Annotated in this window: 19 protein-coding genes; 7 read left to right on the forward strand and 12 right to left on the reverse strand. The window is 45.2% G+C overall.

Going from position 1 to position 18952, the window contains the following annotated elements; genetic code table 11:
• Positions 1-66: 66 nt before the first annotated feature.
• The 3 genes from J8Z23_RS12175 to J8Z23_RS12185 all read right to left on the reverse strand — a co-directional run bounded on the left by J8Z23_RS12175 (position 67) and on the right by J8Z23_RS12185 (position 2273).
• Complete coding sequence (locus tag J8Z23_RS12175; protein ID WP_262597452.1) at positions 67-1653, reverse strand: AbgT family transporter; 1587 nt, start codon at positions 1651-1653, stop codon at positions 67-69.
• Between the two features lie 230 nt (positions 1654-1883).
• Positions 1884-2009: a type B 50S ribosomal protein L36 gene (ykgO, locus tag J8Z23_RS12180; protein WP_074191703.1), complete on the reverse strand. Its 126-nt coding sequence runs from the start codon at positions 2007-2009 to the stop codon at positions 1884-1886.
• Between the two features lie 3 nt (positions 2010-2012).
• On the reverse strand, positions 2013-2273 hold the full coding sequence (locus J8Z23_RS12185; protein WP_012841491.1) for a type B 50S ribosomal protein L31: 261 nt from the start codon (positions 2271-2273) through the stop codon (positions 2013-2015).
• A gap of 123 nt (positions 2274-2396) precedes the next feature.
• On the opposite strand from J8Z23_RS12185, the gene tsaA reads away from it, so the two are divergent.
• The 5 genes from tsaA to J8Z23_RS12210 all read left to right on the forward strand — a co-directional run bounded on the left by tsaA (position 2397) and on the right by J8Z23_RS12210 (position 6273).
• Entirely contained in the window at positions 2397-3092 is a 696-nt protein-coding gene (gene tsaA / locus J8Z23_RS12190) for a tRNA (N6-threonylcarbamoyladenosine(37)-N6)-methyltransferase TrmO (protein WP_256950356.1), read from the forward strand.
• A gap of 111 nt (positions 3093-3203) precedes the next feature.
• Positions 3204-4919, forward strand: a complete 1716-nt coding sequence (locus J8Z23_RS12195) for a proline--tRNA ligase (RefSeq protein WP_046874977.1) — start codon at positions 3204-3206, stop codon at positions 4917-4919.
• 176 nt (positions 4920-5095) lie between these two features.
• Entirely contained in the window at positions 5096-5764 is a 669-nt protein-coding gene (locus J8Z23_RS12200) for a tellurite resistance TerB family protein (RefSeq protein WP_301659741.1), read from the forward strand.
• A gap of 111 nt (positions 5765-5875) precedes the next feature.
• Positions 5876-6082, forward strand: coding sequence for a YaeP family protein (locus J8Z23_RS12205; protein WP_005391765.1), 207 nt, complete (start codon positions 5876-5878; stop codon positions 6080-6082).
• Positions 6082-6273: a DUF4250 domain-containing protein gene (locus J8Z23_RS12210; RefSeq protein WP_301659742.1), complete on the forward strand. Its 192-nt coding sequence runs from the start codon at positions 6082-6084 to the stop codon at positions 6271-6273. Before J8Z23_RS12205 ends, J8Z23_RS12210 begins: the two co-directional genes overlap by 1 nt.
• A 105-nt stretch (positions 6274-6378) precedes the next feature.
• Here the strand turns inward: J8Z23_RS12210 and J8Z23_RS12215 are convergent, their stop codons facing one another.
• Complete coding sequence (locus J8Z23_RS12215; protein WP_301659782.1) at positions 6379-7743, reverse strand: sodium-dependent transporter; 1365 nt, start codon at positions 7741-7743, stop codon at positions 6379-6381.
• Positions 7744-8119: 376 nt separating this feature from the next.
• Between J8Z23_RS12215 and J8Z23_RS12220 the strand changes: the two genes are divergently transcribed.
• Complete coding sequence (locus tag J8Z23_RS12220) at positions 8120-10666, forward strand: Ig-like domain-containing protein (protein ID WP_434633714.1); 2547 nt, start codon at positions 8120-8122, stop codon at positions 10664-10666.
• A 126-nt stretch (positions 10667-10792) separates the two neighbouring features.
• Here the strand turns inward: J8Z23_RS12220 and J8Z23_RS12225 are convergent, their stop codons facing one another.
• A complete protein-coding gene (locus J8Z23_RS12225; protein ID WP_268845236.1) occupies positions 10793-11536 on the reverse strand; it encodes a YggN family protein in 744 nt (247 codons plus the stop codon).
• A gap of 61 nt (positions 11537-11597) precedes the next feature.
• On the reverse strand, positions 11598-12077 hold the full coding sequence (locus J8Z23_RS12230; protein WP_109169655.1) for a GreA/GreB family elongation factor: 480 nt from the start codon (positions 12075-12077) through the stop codon (positions 11598-11600).
• Positions 12078-12153: 76 nt separating this feature from the next.
• Here J8Z23_RS12230 and J8Z23_RS12235 point away from each other — a divergent pair, with 76 nt between their 5' ends.
• Positions 12154-14079, forward strand: a complete 1926-nt coding sequence (locus tag J8Z23_RS12235; RefSeq protein WP_434635294.1) for a RecQ family ATP-dependent DNA helicase — start codon at positions 12154-12156, stop codon at positions 14077-14079.
• Here the strand turns inward: J8Z23_RS12235 and dinB are convergent.
• The 6 genes from dinB to nqrE form a co-directional block, all read right to left on the reverse strand.
• On the reverse strand, positions 14076-15140 hold the full coding sequence (gene dinB / locus J8Z23_RS12240) for a DNA polymerase IV (RefSeq protein WP_053809828.1): 1065 nt from the start codon (positions 15138-15140) through the stop codon (positions 14076-14078). The two genes, J8Z23_RS12235 and dinB, sit on opposite strands and share 4 nt — an antisense overlap.
• A 75-nt stretch (positions 15141-15215) precedes the next feature.
• A complete protein-coding gene (locus J8Z23_RS12245) occupies positions 15216-15449 on the reverse strand; it encodes a DUF2789 domain-containing protein (RefSeq protein WP_012841486.1) in 234 nt (77 codons plus the stop codon).
• Between the two features lie 231 nt (positions 15450-15680).
• A complete protein-coding gene (nqrM, locus tag J8Z23_RS12250; protein WP_005436655.1) occupies positions 15681-15914 on the reverse strand; it encodes a (Na+)-NQR maturation NqrM in 234 nt (77 codons plus the stop codon).
• 22 nt (positions 15915-15936) lie between these two features.
• Positions 15937-16941: an FAD:protein FMN transferase gene (locus J8Z23_RS12255; protein ID WP_047008896.1), complete on the reverse strand. Its 1005-nt coding sequence runs from the start codon at positions 16939-16941 to the stop codon at positions 15937-15939.
• Between the two features lie 155 nt (positions 16942-17096).
• Complete coding sequence (gene nqrF, locus J8Z23_RS12260; protein ID WP_005380271.1) at positions 17097-18320, reverse strand: NADH:ubiquinone reductase (Na(+)-transporting) subunit F; 1224 nt, start codon at positions 18318-18320, stop codon at positions 17097-17099.
• A gap of 33 nt (positions 18321-18353) precedes the next feature.
• Positions 18354-18950 (reverse strand): NADH:ubiquinone reductase (Na(+)-transporting) subunit E, encoded by a 597-nt coding sequence (gene nqrE / locus J8Z23_RS12265; RefSeq protein WP_005380270.1) that lies wholly within the window; start codon positions 18948-18950, stop codon positions 18354-18356.
• Positions 18951-18952: the final 2 nt, after the last annotated feature.

Raw genomic sequence — 18952 nt, forward strand, 5'->3', positions numbered from 1 at the left:
AATCGATAAAAAAGCCTGCGACGTTCGCAGGCTTTTTATAATGGAGCTGTGTGAGGTAACCGTTTTCTACGGTGTGTAGTATGTTGCTGCGCCAGGGCCTACTGGTAAACCAAATACGAATACCCATAGGTAGAACAGCACACTCCAACCTATAATGAAGCAGATTGAGTAAGGTAGCATGGTCGCGATCAGCGTACCGATACCTAAGTTCTTCATGTAACGAGTCGCTACGGCAAGAATCAAACCAAAGTAGCTCATCATTGGAGTAATGATGTTTGTCGTCGAGTCACCAATTCGGTAAGCAGCCTGAATCGTTTCCGGTGCATAACCAACAAGCATCAACATAGGAACAAAAATCGGAGCCGTTACTGCCCACTGTGCCGATGCCGAACCAATCATTAGGTTGATAAAGCCACACATCAGGATGAAGGCAAAGAACAACATTGGACCAGTTAAGCCAATTTCTTGCAGGAAGCTAGCGCCAGCAACCGCGAATACCTGACCGAAGTTAGTCCATTTAAAGAAAGCAACGAACTGAGCCGCAAAGAAAACTAATACAATGTACATGCCCATAGAAGACATAGATTTCGCCATTGCATCAATTACATCGCGATCCGTCTTCATCGTGCCAACAACTTTACCAAACACAAAGCCTGGAATAGCAAAGAACACAAAGATGAATGCCACGATACTTTTCAGGAATGGTGAACCTGCAATTGTACCTGCATCAGAACGTAGAATGCCGTCTTCTGGAACAACCGTCCAAGCAAGCAGCGCTGAAACAACCAGTACAGCAACACCTGCTAGTTTTAGGCCTTTCTTCTCAATGTCTGTTAAGCCACCCATTTTGTCGTTCGACAAATCTTCTGAGGCTTCTTCTTCACTGTATTTGCCAAGCTTTGGCTCAACAATTTTTTCAGTAACAAACGCACCAGTGATTGCAATGAAGAACGTCGAAACAAACATGAAGTACCAGTTAACTTCTGGACCAACAGTGTAAGTTGGGTCAATCATTTGCGCTGCAGTTTCAGTAATACCTGACAGTAGCGGGTCAACCGTACCGATAAGTAGGTTTGCTGAATAACCACCGGATACACCAGCGAATGCCGCAGCAAGGCCTGCAAGTGGGTGACGACCTAGAGAATGGAACAGCATTGCTGCCAGTGGAATAAGTACCACATACCCCAGCTCTGATGCCGTATTTGAAATGATACCAGCGAAAACAACAGTCACTGTTACCATGCGTTGAGATGCGCCCATGACCAAGCCACGCATAGCTGCAGATAGCAAACCAGAGTACTCAGCAATAGCAACACCCAACATCGCAACCAAAACCGTACCTAAAGGCGCAAAGCCAACAAAGTTTTTCACTAAGTTAGTAACGATAAGTTCGAGTCCATCAGCGTTAAGTAAGCTGACGACATGAATCATGCCATCTGCGGCACGACCTTTTGCGCCCTCAGGACGAGGGTCTACAACGGAAACTTCGAAGTATCCTGCAATGCCCGACATCACCAGAATGGCTAAACAGAAAATGGCAAATAGTGTGATCGGGTGAGGTAATAAGTTCCCCAAATATTCGACAGTATCCAAAAAGCGCGTAAACAGCGGCTTCTTAGGCGAGTTTTGTTTAATTGAATCAGATGAACTCATCTGTTCCCTCCTTGTTTTTATTCCTGTGCAAATGTGACAAAAATGTCAAAAAAGCGAGCGAAGGGTACTTGAGTAGAAGGTTAAAGAAAAGCCCTAAATGTTACAAACTGTGACCATTAGAGAGTTTTATAACCAATAATAAACAAAAACGTAGATATTTCATCCATGCAAAACAGTTAAGTCAAAATTATCAATTAAACAAAACCATAAGCCAGAAATATGCAGAACGATTACTTCTGCACTGCTTTAAACCTCGGATTCGCCTTACAAATGACATATAGACGCCCTCTTCGTTTTACGACCTGGCAATCCGGATGACGACTTTTTGCACTTTTTAATGATTTTACTACCTTCATGATTTATTCCTTTTCGCTCTTAAATTGACCAAAACGACGGTTGAAGTTCGCAATACGACCTTCTGTTTGAACCACTCGCTGTTTACCGGTGTAGTACGGATGGGATGCTGACGACACATCTAACGTAAAGTAAGGGTAGGTTTTGCCATCTTTCCATTCGATGGTTCTCTCTGTTTTCAACGTAGAACCAACAACGAAGTATTCATCTACGCTGGTGTCGTGGAACACCACTGGACGATATTCAGGGTGGATTCCTGGTTTCATAATACTTTTCCTCTTAATTAAAATGTTATGTTATAACATTTTAATTAATAATCATTATCAACAAGAAAAGCAAGAGAAATTTGTGATACTTTTCATCTCAATGAATTCTTAAAGATGTCCACCATGTATTCCATTGAACCCATCGGTGTCATTGAGACACCGTACAAAGAAAAGTTTGCAGTACCGCGCCAGCCTCGCTTAGTACCAACAGCGAAAGCACGCGTAAAACTGTTAGGCGCAGCGAATAGCCCTGAAGCAGTGCGTGGGCTAGAACAGTTCTCTCACGTTTGGCTGTTATTTTTGTTTGATCAAAATCTGGAAGCAGGTTGGAAGCCAACCGTCCGTCCGCCACGACTAGGCGGCAATGAACGAATAGGTGTCTTTGCCTCACGCTCGACTTTCCGCCCAAACGGAATCGGAATGTCAGCCGTTGAAGTAAAAGGAGTCACTAAGCAAGGCGATCAAATCTATCTTGATCTAGGCAGTGTTGATCTCGTGGATGGTACACCGATTGTGGACATTAAGCCCTATATCCCCTATTCGGATTCGATTCCAGAAGCACAAGGTGGATACGCAGACCAAGAACCAGAAAAGTCACAAGTCAACTTTTCTGCTCAAGCATTAGCAACGATAGAAAATCGATCCGATACTGACTATGTAAGATCAGTCATTGAACAAGTTCTGGCCCAAGATCCTCGTCCTGCATACAAGAAAAACAAGCCGGACGGCAAAGAATATGCGGTAAATTTGTTCGACTTGAACGTAAAGTTCACAGCAACAAGCAACTTAATAACGGTTACCGCTATTGAAAGCTTTTGACAAACGCAATTGGCTGATATTATAGACGGCTAATAAATTTCCCTTTCGGGAACTCCCATACTCCAGCTTATTAAAGCTTGAGTATCTAACTTAAATAAACGGATAAATTTAATGCGTACCAGTAATTATCTTCTTTCTACTCTGAAGGAGACTCCAAACGACGCAGAAGTAGTGAGCCACCAGCTCATGCTACGTGCAGGTATGATCCGTAAGCTGGCTTCAGGTCTATACACCTGGCTACCTACTGGTCTACGTGTACTGCGTAAAGTCGAAAACATCGTTCGTCAAGAAATCGACAATGCAGGCGCAGTCGAAACTTTGATGCCCGTTGTTCAGCCGTTTGAACTATGGGAAGAGACAGGCCGCAGCGAAAAGATGGGTCCTGAGCTACTTCGCTTTACTGACCGTCATGTTCGTCCGTTTGTACTTAGCCCAACCGCTGAAGAAGTGATCACTAGCCTTGTTCGCAATGAAGTGAGCTCTTACAAACAGCTTCCGCTAAACCTGTACCAAATCCAAACCAAATTCCGTGACGAACGTCGCCCACGCTTCGGTGTAATGCGTTCACGTGAATTCTCAATGATGGATGCGTACAGCTTTGACATTGATAAAGACGGCCTACAAAAGTCATACGACGCAATGCACGATGCTTACTGCAAAGCATTCGATCGCATGGGCCTGGATTACCGTCCTGTACTAGCAGATAGCGGTGCTATCGGTGGTAGCGGCTCTCAAGAGTTCCACGTACTGGCTGAAAGTGGCGAAGACATCATCGCATTCTCTACCGAGTCAGATTACGCGGCAAACATCGAAAAAGCAGAAGCACTAGCTCCAGCCTCTGAAGCAGCGGCACCAACGCAAGAAATGACGTTGGTAGATACGCCAAACGCAAAAACAATCGCTGAATTGGTTGAGCAGTTCGAGCTGCCAATTGAAAAAACAGTGAAAACTTTGTTTGTGAAAGCGTCTGACGAGGTTGATGCACCAATCATCGCGCTTATCATTCGTGGCGATCATGAACTGAACGAAGTGAAAGCAGAGAACCTTCCTCAAGTTGCAGCTCCACTGGAAATGGCATCTGAAGAAGAAATTCGTGAGCTTATCGGTGCTGGTCCTGGTTCTCTAGGCCCTGTTGGCCTTAAACTGCCGTTCATCGTTGACCGCAGCGTAGCGGTAATGAGTGATTTCGGTGCGGGTGCGAACATCGATGGCAAACACTACTTCGGCATTAACTGGGGTCGTGACGCAGAGCTTGGTCAAGTTGAAGACCTACGCAACGTGGTTGAAGGCGATCCAAGCCCATGTGGTAAAGGCACTATCCAGCTTAAGCGTGGTATCGAAGTTGGCCATATCTTCCAACTTGGCAACGCTTACTCGGCAGCGATGAACTGTGGTGTACTTGGTCCTGATGGTAAGAACGTCATCCTAGAAATGGGCTGTTACGGCATCGGTATCACTCGCGTCGTAGCGGCTGCTATTGAGCAAAACCATGACAAATACGGCATCATCTGGCCAGATGCAATCGCACCATTCCAGGTTGCGATCGTTCCAATGAACATGCACAAGTCAGAAGAAGTAAAAGAAGCCGCTGAGAAGTTGTACGCTGAGCTAACGGCAATGGGCATCGAAGTCCTATTTGACGACCGTAAAGAACGCCCAGGCGTAATGTTCTCTGATATGGAGCTTATTGGTGTACCGCATACCATTATTATCGGTGACCGCTCGATGAAAGAAGGCAACTTCGAATACAAGAACCGTGCTACTGGTGAGAAAACGCCAGTCGCAATGACTGATATTATCGAGCACGTAAAAGCTCAACTAAAGTAAGCGCTCGACGAGTTCGCATTTGAAGTAATTTCAAATAATTAGAAAGGGTTGGCTTCGGTCAGCCCTTTTTTATTACTGGGCAACCTTACTACTCCCCTTTAGATCTATTCACTTTGTTAATCTTTGGTTCAGCTTCTTGCTATTAAACTGATTTCATCATCTAAAGGAGGTCAGTTATGGATTTAAAAAGTCTTCTAAACCAAGCACTCAAATCAGAGTTACTCAAGCAAGGGGCTGATGCGTTAGGTAAACAAACTAACAACATCAAATCCTCATCAAACTCAAGTAGCCTGAAAACGCTAGGAGCAGGTGCCGTTGGCGGAGGCCTTATCGGTATGCTGATGGGCTCGAAGAAAAGTAAAAAAATGACCAAGAAAATAGGCTCGAGCGCATTAAAAGTCGGTGGCGCTGCTGCGCTTGGAGCATTAGCCTACAAAGTTTATAACGACTGGCAAGCCAAACAGTCCAGTCAAGGTGTTCATGAGACCTTTGACCCCGATGACAGCAAACACAGTGTACTAATTTTAAAAGCAATAATTGGAGCCGCAAAAGCCGATGGCCATGTCGATGAAGAGGAAATGGCCCGCATCGAGCAAACCCTCGCGGATATGGGCGCAGATGAGCACGTACGTCAACTCGTTCAGCAAGAACTAAACAAACCGCTCGATCCTGCTGAAATTGCTAATCAGGCGACCTCTCCTCAACAAGCGTCAGAAATTTATCTCGCGTCTTTGATTGTTGCTGATGAGCAAAACTTCATGGAAAAAGCGTATTTGCAAGAACTGGCAAAACAACTTCAGCTTTCACCAGAAGTCACTCAGCAGTTAGAAGTACAAATGCAGTGATTAAATCTCGCTCAAGCAACTCCTCAACTTGAGCCAAAACAACTCTGCACTTTGAGTTTCAAATCTGCTGTGTGTATATTGAGATAAGTTATCATTTAGTGGAAAGAAAACATGCAAGTATACGGCTGTTGTGAACTGGTTCGTGAGCTTTATGCTCAAATTGGTAGTGGCGATCAAGCTTACATTCCTCAGGCAATTTCATGTGCTGTTAAAGCGCTGAACGATGTTGCTGCGGATGAATCGCTACCAAAAGAAGTGCGTGAAAAAGCGGCATTTGCTGCGGCAAACCTACTGATTTCAGATTTTGAGGATAAGTAATGAATCTAGCGAACTTTGAATCCATGGATTCTGTCATGCTCATGAGCATTGTAAATATGAAGCTACGCGACGACTTCGGTGGTGACTTAGATAAACTGGCGGCTTTCTTCGATATCGATCGCGCGGCACTAGAAGCAAAACTGGCTTCTGCTGGTTTTGACTTTCTTCCAGAAGCAGGACAATTCCGTTAACCCGCAGCAATCCCCGCGGGTAACTGAAACGGGGAATAACCAACATTAAAAAGGGCTTGATGATCACTCATCAAGCCCTTCTCTTTTGTCCAATAGACGTTTCGATTAGCCGAATGAAGCCCAGATGACCGTAGCCACAAGAATTGGACATACAAACTTCACATACGCTGGCCATAACTTACCAAACCAACCTTGCGTAAACTCCGGGCAACCTTGCTCAAGCTCTTTGATTTTTGAGTTGCGATTCCATACCCAACCACCAAATAAGCAGAATAAGAGCGCAGCGGTTGGTTGTAGATACTGAGTAGCAACCGTCGCGACCATACCAAACAGAGCGCCAAAGTTATAAACAATCACCACACTGAACAAGGCGATGAGACCACCTAAAACCCAGCTCGTTGCGCTACGCTTGGTGTTGAAACGCTCACTCACTAACGCCACTGGACACTCTAACATTGAAATGGAAGACGTTAGCGCCGCAATCGTCAGCAATAAGAAGAACACAATAGAGAACAATTGACCAAGCAAACCTAAGCTATCAAACATCAATGGCAATACGGTAAATACCAACGTATCAGAGCTTAATAGAGAGCCATCTTCAGCATAGATTTGAACGCCTTTTTGCGTCGCAACAAACATCGCTGGCATCACCACTAACCCTGCAATGAAAGCAACGGCAGTATCTACCATGGTCACGTTCATCGCCATCTTTGGTAGGTTCTCTTTCTTACTCAAGTAAGAGCCATAAATCAGCATTGAACAGCCACCGATCGTAAGCGAGAAGAAGCCCTGCCCCATTGCAGCAAGAATCAACTTGCGGTCCCATACCTTTTCGAAATCCGGTACCAAGTAATGCTTTAGCCCTTCCATCGCACCGTTTTGCGTCATGATGTAAGCAAACAGCAGAGCAAACAAAACAAACAATGCTGGCATCAAACGTGTGGACCACTTCTCAATACCTTGTTTTACGCCACCTTGTACGATGAGAATCGTTAGCACATAAAAAGTAATGGCTCCGAACAAGTTACGTTCAACGCTAAAGCCCTTCAGCCATTGAGTTGCAGCTTCTAACCCCATTAGATCTGTGATTGCACCCAGTAAAAAGCAGATCAACCAACCACCGACAATAGAGTAAAACGCTAAAACAGCGCTTGGTACGCTTAAACCAATCCAGCCCACAATACCGCCGAGCTTTTTACCTACCGGATGATTGGTAAGCGAACGCATACTATCTACCGGATTGGCTTGACCATGACGACCAATCGCCATTTCAACCACCAGCATAGGAAATGCGACGATAAGAATCATCACCAAATAAACCAACAGGAAAGCACCGCCGCCATTACTGGCAGCTTGGGTTGGAAAGCCCCAAATATTGCCAAGGCCAACTGCGGCACCTGCGGCTGCTAAGATGAATCCGAGACGAGAGCCAAAATGCTCACGAGGCTGAGAAGAGGTTTGCTGTGTCATACTACTCACACAAAATATCATTGAACTAGCTAACTAGTACACTATAGCAATATTCACTATTCAACAAGAGCGCTCCGGTTAAATACTCGACAGTTGAAACAATTCACAGTCATTCAGCTTGTAAATTTTAACGTACATCTCACATTCATCATTCTAAGACCTAGCGACTTTTGTCTTTTTCACACGCCTAGAATTTGTGATTCTCCCATCGTGAAGTGAGCCGAAAAATAATGAGCTTTGGTGTAAGGAACGAATAGTTCCTCGTGATACTGTGTCGAAAAGCAGAATATTATGCTTCGCTTTTTCCCCCTTATGTCTATTTATCAGCTAGTTATTACTCTGTTCTCATTTATATCCATGACTCAAGGAGAGGAAAATGAAGGTCACTCTACTTCACGGAGCGATGGTTGCAGCACTCAGCGTCAGCTACCAAGCTCAAGCCTATAACTGCCAAAGCCTACCCGACTGGGACAGCACTGCGACTTATACATCGGGCACTTTAATAAAAACACAAGGAGCCGCTTACGAGGCCGCGTATTGGACGCAAGGCAATGACCCTGTTACCAATTCAGGGGCTTGGGAGGCATGGAAAGCGTTAGGGCAATGTGATGGTGGAAGCAACAACCTAGAGCCAAAAGTGTCATTCTCCTCTCCAACAAACAACGCACAAATTCCCGAAGGCAGTGCGATCACCTTGCTAGCCAACGCAGCTGACGAAGATGGCCAAATCGCACAAGTTGAGTTTGTTGCAGGCAACCAAACGGTTGCTGTGGTAACTCAAGCACCATTCGAAGCATCTTGGACCGCTATTGAAGGTGTCTCGCAATTGACCGCGATTGCGACCGATAATGAGGGAGCCGTTACAACCACGACGATTTCTATCCAAGTTCAACCACAAGTCGAGTTGCCACCACCTAGCATTTCACTGACAAGCCCATCGGGAACGGAAGCGCTTAACGTGGGTGGGAACCTCACGGTGGCCGCTCAAGCTGATGATATTGATGGTGTGGTCACACAAGTTGAGTTCTTCGTGAACAATCAATCCGTCGCGATTGATACCAGCGTACCTTACGAATATCAATGGACCGCGAGTGCTGGTACACATTCGTTTAAAGCACAAGCGACTGATGACACAAACCTCACAACCATGAGCCAAGAAGTAACGCTTGTTGTTAGTAATTCAGAAACAGGGACGGGCGGATGTGCAGATGCAGTGCCTTACGCGGCGGGCACGAGTTATCAAGTTGGCGACCTAGTTTCTCACTTCAACCAAAAATATCGTTGTGATGTTGCTGGTTGGTGTTCCTCGGATGCGGCATGGGCTTACGAGCCAGGTGAAGGGTTATACTGGCAAGATGCTTGGAGTGGCCTAGGTGCTTGTTCGACGCCACCGCAAGTTACCATTACGGCACCAACGGATGGACAAGTCGTGCTCGCTGGCAGCAATAACGAAATCACGGCTAACGCAAGCGATGCTGATGGCACAGTCACGCAAGTTGAGTTTTTTGCGAACAACACCAGCTTAGGGGTCATCACTCAAGCACCATATTCCGTTACTTGGAACGCCACACTTATTGGCGCTAACCAGCTTAAAGCCGTCGCAACCGATAATGATAACAACACGTCAGAGTCCTTGGTTGGTGTGGAAGTCAGCGATAAAGATTTGGTCGTCTCACTGACTTCACCAAGTAGCGGTCAAACCGTCGGCTTAGGCAAAAACCTCGCATTAAGTGCCGATGCAACATCTTTAACCTCAGGCATTAAACACGTTGATTTCATGATCAACGGCTCTATTGTTGCAACCGATACCACGGCACCTTACACAGCCAACTGGACACCAACTGTACTTGGTAACTTTACAGTTAGCGCCCAAGCTGTGGATTTGTCAGGAAGCAATGCATTGTCTGACGCAGCAGCAATAACGGTGGTTGAGCAAGCAGAGAAACGTCATAAACTCATCGGTTACTGGCACAATTTTGTAAATGGGGCTGGCTGTCCAATTCGTCTAGCGGATATGGCTGATGCGTGGGATGTGATTGATATTGCCTTTGCCGAAAATGACCGCAACAGTGATGGTACCGTGCACTTTAATCTATATTCAGGCGATATTTACAGCGATTGTCCAGCGCTCGACCCAGCACAGTTCAAACAAGACATGGCAGCGCTTCAAGCTAAAGGTAAAAAGTTTGTTCTCTCTCTTGGTGGCGCAGAAGGCACGATTACGCTGAATACCGATCAAGACGAAGCCAACTTTGTCTCTAGCCTAACAGGTCTTATCGCTGAGTGGGGCTTTGATGGTCTTGATGTGGATTTAGAGAGTGGATCTAACTTGGTTCATGGCTCGCAAATTCAAGCTCGCCTTGGTCGTGCTTTGCTTCAAATAGAGCAAAATATGGGTGGCGACATGTACCTAACCATGGCACCTGAGCATCCTTATGTTCAAGGCGGCTATGTGGCTTACAGCGGTATTTGGGGAGCTTACATTCCTGTGATTAACGAGACACGTAGCACGCTCGACCTGCTTCACGTCCAGCTATATAACAACGGTGGTTTGCCAAACCCATATCTGCCAGGCAGTGCACCAGAAGGCTCTGTGGATATGATGGTAGCGCAATCTAAAATGCTTATCGAAGGCTTTGAATTGGCCGACGGCACTCAGTTTGCACCACTACGTGATGATCAAGTCGCAATCGGCTTACCTTCAGGTCCTAGCTCAGCAAATTCAGGGCAGGCTCCGACACAGAATATTATCAGCGCACTAGATTGTTTAACCAAAGGCACTTCATGTGGCACCGTTAAACCAGCGTTCATTTACCCGAATTATGCAGGGGTAATGACGTGGTCTATCAACTGGGATCAGCATGATGGTTTTAACTTCTCAAAACCTGTCGGCGATAAACTCACTCAGATGAACGCGCAGTAAGTTGTTAATGAGCAAACGAATAACATCGTCTTGCTTTCATTACTTGTTCAAGTATGTAAAAACGAAAAGAGAGCACAATTGTGCTCTCTTTCTTTATACCATTGAGTTCTACTTTTTGAAGGGTAATTAAATCGTAAATACTCGGTAATCTTTTAGCTCAGGGATTTTCTTCAACAAATCGTCTTCTTGCCCTGCCATGTCATCCAACGAGTCGCACAAGTCTTCTGCTTGTTGCTCTACCTCTTTCGAATGCTCAGCTAAACGCTCTTCTACTTTCGCGCTGAGTTCAGCCATACTCTCCGATAATGCAGTGAGGTTTATTCCCCCCTCTTCCTTCATTTTTTTCGATAAAGCATCCAACGAACTCGTTAAAAACTCTTTATTGAAGATCTCTTGTGCTTTTGCAAAGTCTTCAGTCCACCCTTGTGTCATGGACTCAAAGCTTTCCGCTGGTAGAATGAAATCACCATCTTTGTAGTAACGTGATTCAACATCAGCGAAAAAGTCCTGTACTGCGACTTTGACGTTATCAAACGCGCCAGGTGCGTCTAGGCTTTCCGCGACATCATCGATGATGTCATTTGCAAGCGCTAAACCATCACTCGCCAACTGCTTTGCTTGTGGAATATACGCGTTCATTTTTTCGCGATAGTCTTCAACTGCCGCTTTTTGGTCGGCATTGAGTTCAATTAGCTCACCTTTGATGAAGAGGTTGTTATCCTCATCCACGACAGCTTTATCACCTGTCGTTTGGCGAATTTCCAAGCTTTGCCCATCCATACGGACTTCATTATTGATGTCCACACGACACTGCGCTGCATAACCAGTAGCACTGACCATCAGCAATGAGAGTGTAAAAAGCTTTTTCATGTCATTCTCTTTTATTTAACATTACTCGTGTTAAACATAACACTGAGTGATACATGAGATGTCAGCAAACCGTCACGACTTCGTAACAAGTTGTTTTTTCTCCTATTTTTACATCAATCTCATCGCCTTCTTCTTTCCCGAATAACGCTCGACCAAGAGGAGATTTTGCTGTTAAGACAAAGACTTCCTGAGCCTGATATTTAACAGTCAGACCACCAGAACAAGGGCCTACAAAGAAGTGCTTTTCAAGCAAATTCTCATCTGCGAGAACGACGTAAGCACCTACACCAACAGGTGCGCCTTTAAAGTCGCGAGTCACTAGAGCGCGATATTGACGCAGCTCGTCTTCACTCTCTTGGATTCGCATTGCTTGTCCATGAGCAAGATACGCGGCTTCAAGTGCTAACGTATCGTACTTATGCTCGGGAACAGTTTCTTCATCTGTCGCGGCATCAATGGCTCGCTGAGCCGATGCATGGGCCACTTGAAGTTTTTCTTCCAGATGTTGGATGATAATTTGGACTAAGTCAGCTTTGTTCATACTTTTAGGACGCGCGTTTGGCACTCAGGGTGTGTTAATGTACCTAAGTTTACCATCAAAGAAAGGTTTCCCTATTATGCAAAGTGACTCGCTGCATCAAACACTTCAATCCGTATTTGGTTTTGACTCATTACGCCAAGGTCAACAACCTGTTATTGAAGCGGTTATGAATGGTTACTCTGCTGCGGCCATCTTTCCTACGGGTTCGGGTAAGTCTCTCTGTTACCAATTGCCAGCAACCGTATTGCCCAATCTTACGTTGGTGATCTCGCCGTTGTTGGCGCTAATGAAAGATCAGCTGAACTTTTTGCAAAGTAAAGGGATCCCAGCCGCTTCTATCGATAGCAGTCAAAGCAGAGAAGAGTCACAACGCGTCATGGCAGGGGTAAAAAATGGACAGATCAAAATATTGATGATTTCTGTTGAGCGCCTAAAGAACGAGCGTTTTCGTGAGTTCATTCGCCAAGTGCCGATCTCTTTGATGGTGGTTGATGAAGCGCACTGTATTTCCGAATGGGGACATAACTTCCGCCCTGATTATCTCAAGCTACCGCAATATCAACGTGAACTGAACATTCCACAATCTTTGCTTCTCACTGCAACAGCAACGCCCGCAGTTATTGAAGACATGAAACAAAAGTTCGATATTGCCAGTGAACATATTACCGTTACAGGCTTCTACCGCCCCAATCTGGATATCTCGGTTATCCCATGCGAGGAAGCAACGAAACAAGAAAAGCTAAGTGAAATCATCGCCTCTTCTCCTAAGCTTCCGACTATCGTATACGTGACACAACAGCAGACAGCAGAGCAAGTAGCAAAATCACTAATCCATATTGGCATTAATGCTCACGCGTACCATGCTGGTATGAAAAGCGACATCCGTGAACAAATCCAACAGCAGTTCATGGATAGCCAAATTGACTGTATTGTTGCAACGATTGCATTTGGTATGGGGGTCGATAAATCTGATATCCGCCGCGTCATTCACTTCGACTTACCCAAATCGATCGAGAACTACGCACAAGAGATTGGACGTGCAGGCAGGGACGGGCAACGTTCTGAGTGCATTCTGCTAGGCAATACGTCCGGCTTAACGGTGTTGGAAAACTTTGTCTATGGTGATACACCTGAACTAACCTCGATTAACTATGTAGTCGAGCAAGCGAAAGAACATGCTCCACAATGGGAGGTAGTGCCACTGCGTTTATCGCGTGAAAGTAATATCCGCCAATTGCCACTCAAAACCTTGTTGGTTTATTTGGAGCTACATAAACTCATTGAAGCAAAATACAGTTACTTTGCGGAATATCGCTTTAAGTTTTTGCACGATCAGCAATTTATTGTGAATCAATTTCAAGGCGAGCGACGTCAATTCGTGGAGGCTATTTTCTCCTGCTCGCAAAAAGCCAAAGTGTGGTGCCAAGTTGACCTAGAAGCGTTATGGATGAACTATCAATCGGAACGCAGCCGAGTTGTCGCAGCCCTCGACTATTTTCACCAGAATGGTTGGATAGAGCTAGAGAGCAAACAACTGACCGACGTGTACTCTGTTTTGCCAACCACACAGAGTTCTGATGTTTTAATCCAACAACTGTATGAACTGTTCCAATTCAAAGAAAGCAAAGATATCGAAAGAATTCACACCATGCTGCGCTTGTTCCAGTCAGAGCACTGTTTGAGCTCACAATTGGCGAACTACTTTGCGGATCACAATGCACCAGAGCAATGTGGTCACTGCTCCGTGTGTCGTGGTCAAGTCGCCTCGTTCCCAACACCACAAGATGAGGATATTGAGCCACCTCAAGTAGCAATGTGGGTGCAGGAATTTATTCAGCTCTCCCCTTCAGCTATCAGCAATGATGCTGTCGCCCGCTTCTTGTGTGGAATTAGTACCCCTTTAATTAGCCAGCTAAAAGCTTCAAAACTGGCGGGTTATGGTGCGATGGCCAACACAAGCTTTGAACAAGTATTAGCTCAGGTAGAAGCAGTAAGAGCCTAGAAAAAGCTCAACTGGCGCGCTTGGTTCTCGGGCTTGAGCATCACGTTCAAGCCTAAAAGGCGTATTTCCCGTCCGTTTTGGCGCTTAAGAATATCTCTTAACAAGATCTTGAAGTCCTCAAGCTCTAATTGCGGATGGATATGCTCAATTGTTGTCAGTTGAAAGTCGGCAAATTTAACTTTAATACCTTGTTTAATAATCGATTTATCTGGGCTTGCACGCTCTAAGCGTTTCTCGAGTTCAGGATAAAGTTTATCCTCGATCACTTGCCAACATTCATCATAGCTCGAGATATTCTGGCTGAATGTTCGTTCCACACCGACGGATTTTCTCTCTCGCTCAACGACGACCTCTCGATTATCAATTCCATGGCTACGCTGCCATAAAGATGCTCCCTGACGACCAAACTGTCTCAGCAATTCACGATAGTCGCTGTTTTTAATATCCTCACATCGATAAAAGCCCGCTTGATGTAGCTTCTCAAGACTCACCTTCCCAACACCAGGAATGTTTTCCAGCGGAAGTGTATCGATAACTTCCTGGACCTTATCTGGCGGGATAACAAACTGACCGTTGGGTTTATTCATATCAGAGGCGACTTTGGCAAGAAACTTAATCGGTGCAATGCCCGCCGATGCCGTCAGTCCAAGCTCATTCCAAATGTCGCGTCGAATAGACTCTGCGATCAACGTTGCGGAGCCACGACAAGCTGTCGAGTCCGTGACATCGAGGTATGCTTCATCTAATGATAGAGGTTCAATGATAGGCGTATAACGCTCAAAAATAGCACGAATCTGCTGAGAGACTTGTTTGTACACGTGCATTCGACCGGGAACGACCAGTAGATGGGGGCAGAGTTGCAATGCACGCGCCGTTGACATTGCACTACGAACGCCATATTTGCGCGCCTCATAATTACAGGTGCTAATCACGCCACGCTGTTTTTCATGACCGCCAACGGCGAGTGCAATGCCACGGTAACTAGGATTATCTCTCATCTCAACGGCAGCATAAAAACAATCCATATCGACGTGAATGATTTTTCTAATTCGGTCTGACATAGCCATCAAATACTGTTCAAAAAAACAGTATAAATTAAATCTGCCTTGATAGAAATGAGAGTTTGTAAACGTGCTTTAATCTCGTAACATCACATCAAGCTGATCGACCAACTCTGCCCAGTCTGCGTCTTCTTCAATGGCTTGTTTGAGAAATGTGGCTTGCGAACTTGTCCAAAAGCTGGCTTCATGCAGAGGGGCTGAAGCTCTTTTGTGCCGATGTTCGTTAATAAAGTCCTTTATCTCTTGAGGAGAGCTGCCGAGGCCTAGTTGTTGAAACAATTCAGCCATACCGTGTTGATGCATTTCCATATTTCCTCCTAAGTTGACGCGCTTTAGTTTGAGTATATAACCAAATAACAGTTAAGTACGGTGATTAAAGGGAAATGACTTGGCTGTGAAGTCTGCACCGACTTAAGCTTCCGGTCATCCTAGATTAAACGTAGCAAGCAAAGTATAAACTCTCAGAGAAGTAGAGCGAGAAATATAAAAAAACCCAGCTTTGGCTGGGTTATTTTGTATTACTCTTTGGATGATCGATACTTAAGCAATTCGATCTTTTTCCCATGCAGCCAATTTCTCAGCTCGCGCCGCTTCACGTGCTTCACGTTTCTTACGCGCGTCACATGGTTCTGGACAGTTACATACTTTCTCAATACCTACTGCACCAAGACCGCCACAGCTACCCTTCACTACTTTCTTCTGGAAGATGTAGCCAACAGCCATCGCTGCGATTACCGCAACAAAAACTGCAAACGTAATTAGAAATGTACTCATAAGAACATGCTCACTTCTGTTGTTATTTCTTCATGAACGGCTTGTATGCTTCCGAAGCCAGCTCTTTAAAACCATTTTCCGTCTTCACAATCATGAAAACAGGAATATTATTTTCGTTCGCAATTGCCATGCCTTTGTCTTCACCTAGCACCATAAGACCAGTTGCAAGACCATCAGCAGTCATCGACGATTTATCTAATACCGTTACAGACACCACTTTATGATGAATAGGTTTGCCTGTTCTTGGATTAATAATATGAGAGTATCTCACACCATTACTCTCAAAGTAATTACGATAGTCACCACTTGTTGCAATTGCCATGTCCCCTGGCTCAATAATTTCTTGAATTGAGCGCTCATCAATAGTCGGCTTTTCAATCGCAATGCGCCAAGGCACGCCTTCACGATTCACGCCTTTGAGGCGCATTTCGCCGCCCACTTCTACCATGAAGTTATGAACCCCTTCAGATTGAAGGTAGTCAGCAACCACGTCAACCCCCCAACCTTTAGCAATAGTTGATAAATCGACATACAAGTTAGGAATATCTTTGGACAATTTATTGCCATCAACAGATAGGTGGTGAATGCCAGTATTGGCTTTGCGTGCCGCTAGCTCCTCATCTGTAGGAACGACATCAGGGCGAGCTTCTGGGCCAAAGCCCCACAGGTTAACTAGAGGGCCGACAGTTACATCCAACGCACCTAAAGTAAGACCGTTAAGGCGAATTGCTTCTTTCACTACCGTTGCAGTTTGTGTCGAAACTGTAAATGGCTCGCTCGTTTGATGCTGGTTAAAACGACTTAACTCTGAATCATCACGGTAGGTCGACATTTGGTCATTAACCTCTTCCAATAAGCGATCAATTTCCGTCTGCATCGCTTTTGGCGTTGGAATACCATCTTGCTCAATATATTTGATGTTATAAGAAGTCCCCATGGTAGGGCCACTTAGATGAATTTGATCTGCTGGCTGCTCACAGCCAGCCAAAATCAATAGAGAAGCGAATGCAACAAGCCACGTTTTCACTTGTTAACTCCCAATGTTGTTGAATTGATATGGGGAATGGGACCGATTACTTAAATCCAATTACCTATATCAACTGTTGAATATTATTTTTACTTCTACAAAAAATAATGGCTAGCTCTTAGAGAGCTAGCCATAGATTCAATCACTTGGAGGGATTAACCACCGAAGTCATCTAGTAGGATGTTTTCATCCTCTACACCTAGATCTTTTAGCATGCCGATAACAGCCGCATTCATCATAGGTGGACCACACATGTAGTATTCACAGTCTTCTGGCGCTTCGTGATCACGTAGGTAGTTCTCGTAAAGAACGTTGTGAATAAAGCCAGTGTAACCATCCCAGTTATCTTCTGGAAGTGGATCAGACAGTGCACAGTGCCATACGAAGTTATCATTCTCAGCTTGTAGCATATCGAAGTCTTCTACGTAGAACATTTCACGCTTAGAACGTGCGCCGTACCAGAAAGACATCTTACGCTTAGAGTGCAGACGCTTAAGTTGGTCGAAGATGTGTGAGCGCATTGGAGCCATACCAGCACCACCACCAACGAATACCATTTCTGCATCTGTATCTTTCGCAAAGAACTCACCAAATGGACCAGAAATAGTACACTTGTCGCCTTCTTTTAGAGACCAAATGTACGAAGACATGATGCCTGGTGGTACGTCTGGGTTGTTCGGCGGCGGAGTCGCGATACGAACGTTAAGCATGATGATACCGTGCTCTTCTGGGTAGTTAGCCATTGAGTATGCACGGATAGTCTCTTCGTTAACTTTAGACTCGTAACGGAAAAGGTTGAACTTCTCCCAGTCTTCACGGTATTCCTCAGGAATATCGTAGTCTGCGTATTTCACGTGGTGAGCAGGTGCTTCAATCTGGATGTAACCACCAGCACGGAAAGGTACTGATTCGCCATCTGGAATTTGTAGCTTAAGCTCTTTGATGAATGTCGCTTTGTTATCGTTAGAGATAACGGTACATTCCCACTTCTTAACGCCGAAGATTTCTTCAGGAAGCTCGATGTCCATGTCAGTTTTCATAGCAACCTGACACGCTAGACGCTCACCTTCACGTGCTTCACCTTTAGTAATATGGTCAAGCTCGGTTGGTAGGATGTCGCCACCACCTGATTTAACTTTTACGCGACACTGACCACATGAGCCACCGCCACCACAAGCAGAAGATACGAATACGCCAGCACCGGCTAGAGCACTCAGTAGCTTACCACCTGGTTGTGTAACGATCGCCAGAGAAGGGTCATCGTTCACAGAAATTGTAATGTCACCTGTTGGTACAAGCTTAGACTTAGCGAAAAGAATCACTAGTACTAGTGCAAGTACGATCAGAGTAAACATCACTACACCAAGAATAATGTCCATTGACTATTCCTTAATTGTTGCGGTTTACCCGACTTACAGTTGAACACCAGAGAAAGACATAAAGCCTAACGCCATAAGACCTACAGTGATAAATGTGATACCAAGACCACGTAGACCTGGAGGTACGTCAGAGTACTTCATCTTCTCACGGATACCTGCAAGAGCAACGATTGCCAGCATCCAGCCCACACCAGAGCCGAAACCGTAAACGATAGATTCAGCAAAGTTGTAGTCACGTTGTACCATGAAAGATACACCACCGAAGATTGCACAGTTTACTGTGATCAGCGGTAGGAAGATGCCTAGCGCGTTGTACAAAGGTGGGAAGAAACGGTCTAGAACCATCTCTAGAATCTGTACAAGTGCTGCAATTACACCGATAAAGGTGATGAAGTTTAGGAAGCTAAGGTCCACGCCCTCAACTAACGCGTTCTCTCTCAGAACTAGGTTGTATACTAGGTTGTTCACAGGAACAGCGATAGTCAGTACTACCACAACTGCAACACCTAGGCCGAAAGAGGTCTTAACCTTCTTAGATACGGCAAGGAAAGTACACATACCTAGGAAGAAAGACAGAGCCATGTTTTCGATGAAAATCGATTTAACTAACAGACTAATGTAATGTTCCATGA

This window comes from Vibrio sp. SCSIO 43086 (assembly GCF_051132235.1).
Taxonomy (GTDB): domain Bacteria; phylum Pseudomonadota; class Gammaproteobacteria; order Enterobacterales; family Vibrionaceae; genus Vibrio; species Vibrio diabolicus.

What these genes read in the sequence shown, in the direction of transcription:
- J8Z23_RS12215 (WP_301659782.1), bottom strand. Translation starts at nt 7,743, where the DNA reads ATGACACAGCAAACCTCTTCTCAGCCTCGTGAGCATTTTGGCTCTCGT.
- J8Z23_RS12175 (WP_262597452.1), bottom strand. Translation starts at nt 1,653, where the DNA reads ATGAGTTCATCTGATTCAATTAAACAAAACTCGCCTAAGAAGCCGCTG.
- J8Z23_RS12200 (WP_301659741.1), top strand. Translation starts at nt 5,096, where the DNA reads ATGGATTTAAAAAGTCTTCTAAACCAAGCACTCAAATCAGAGTTACTC.
- ykgO (WP_074191703.1), bottom strand. Translation starts at nt 2,009, where the DNA reads ATGAAGGTAGTAAAATCATTAAAAAGTGCAAAAAGTCGTCATCCGGAT.
- tsaA (WP_256950356.1), top strand. Translation starts at nt 2,397, where the DNA reads ATGTATTCCATTGAACCCATCGGTGTCATTGAGACACCGTACAAAGAA.
- nqrF (WP_005380271.1), bottom strand. Translation starts at nt 18,320, where the DNA reads ATGGACATTATTCTTGGTGTAGTGATGTTTACTCTGATCGTACTTGCA.
- J8Z23_RS12195 (WP_046874977.1), top strand. Translation starts at nt 3,204, where the DNA reads ATGCGTACCAGTAATTATCTTCTTTCTACTCTGAAGGAGACTCCAAAC.
- dinB (WP_053809828.1), bottom strand. Translation starts at nt 15,140, where the DNA reads ATGTCAGACCGAATTAGAAAAATCATTCACGTCGATATGGATTGTTTT.
- J8Z23_RS12210 (WP_301659742.1), top strand. Translation starts at nt 6,082, where the DNA reads ATGAATCTAGCGAACTTTGAATCCATGGATTCTGTCATGCTCATGAGC.
- nqrE (WP_005380270.1), bottom strand. Translation starts at nt 18,950, where the DNA reads ATGGAACATTACATTAGTCTGTTAGTTAAATCGATTTTCATCGAAAAC.
- nqrM (WP_005436655.1), bottom strand. Translation starts at nt 15,914, where the DNA reads ATGAGTACATTTCTAATTACGTTTGCAGTTTTTGTTGCGGTAATCGCA.
- J8Z23_RS12185 (WP_012841491.1), bottom strand. Translation starts at nt 2,273, where the DNA reads ATGAAACCAGGAATCCACCCTGAATATCGTCCAGTGGTGTTCCACGAC.
- J8Z23_RS12230 (WP_109169655.1), bottom strand. Translation starts at nt 12,077, where the DNA reads ATGAACAAAGCTGACTTAGTCCAAATTATCATCCAACATCTGGAAGAA.
- J8Z23_RS12205 (WP_005391765.1), top strand. Translation starts at nt 5,876, where the DNA reads ATGCAAGTATACGGCTGTTGTGAACTGGTTCGTGAGCTTTATGCTCAA.
- J8Z23_RS12225 (WP_268845236.1), bottom strand. Translation starts at nt 11,536, where the DNA reads ATGAAAAAGCTTTTTACACTCTCATTGCTGATGGTCAGTGCTACTGGT.
- J8Z23_RS12235 (WP_434635294.1), top strand. Translation starts at nt 12,154, where the DNA reads ATGCAAAGTGACTCGCTGCATCAAACACTTCAATCCGTATTTGGTTTT.
- J8Z23_RS12220 (WP_434633714.1), top strand. Translation starts at nt 8,120, where the DNA reads ATGAAGGTCACTCTACTTCACGGAGCGATGGTTGCAGCACTCAGCGTC.
- J8Z23_RS12245 (WP_012841486.1), bottom strand. Translation starts at nt 15,449, where the DNA reads ATGGAAATGCATCAACACGGTATGGCTGAATTGTTTCAACAACTAGGC.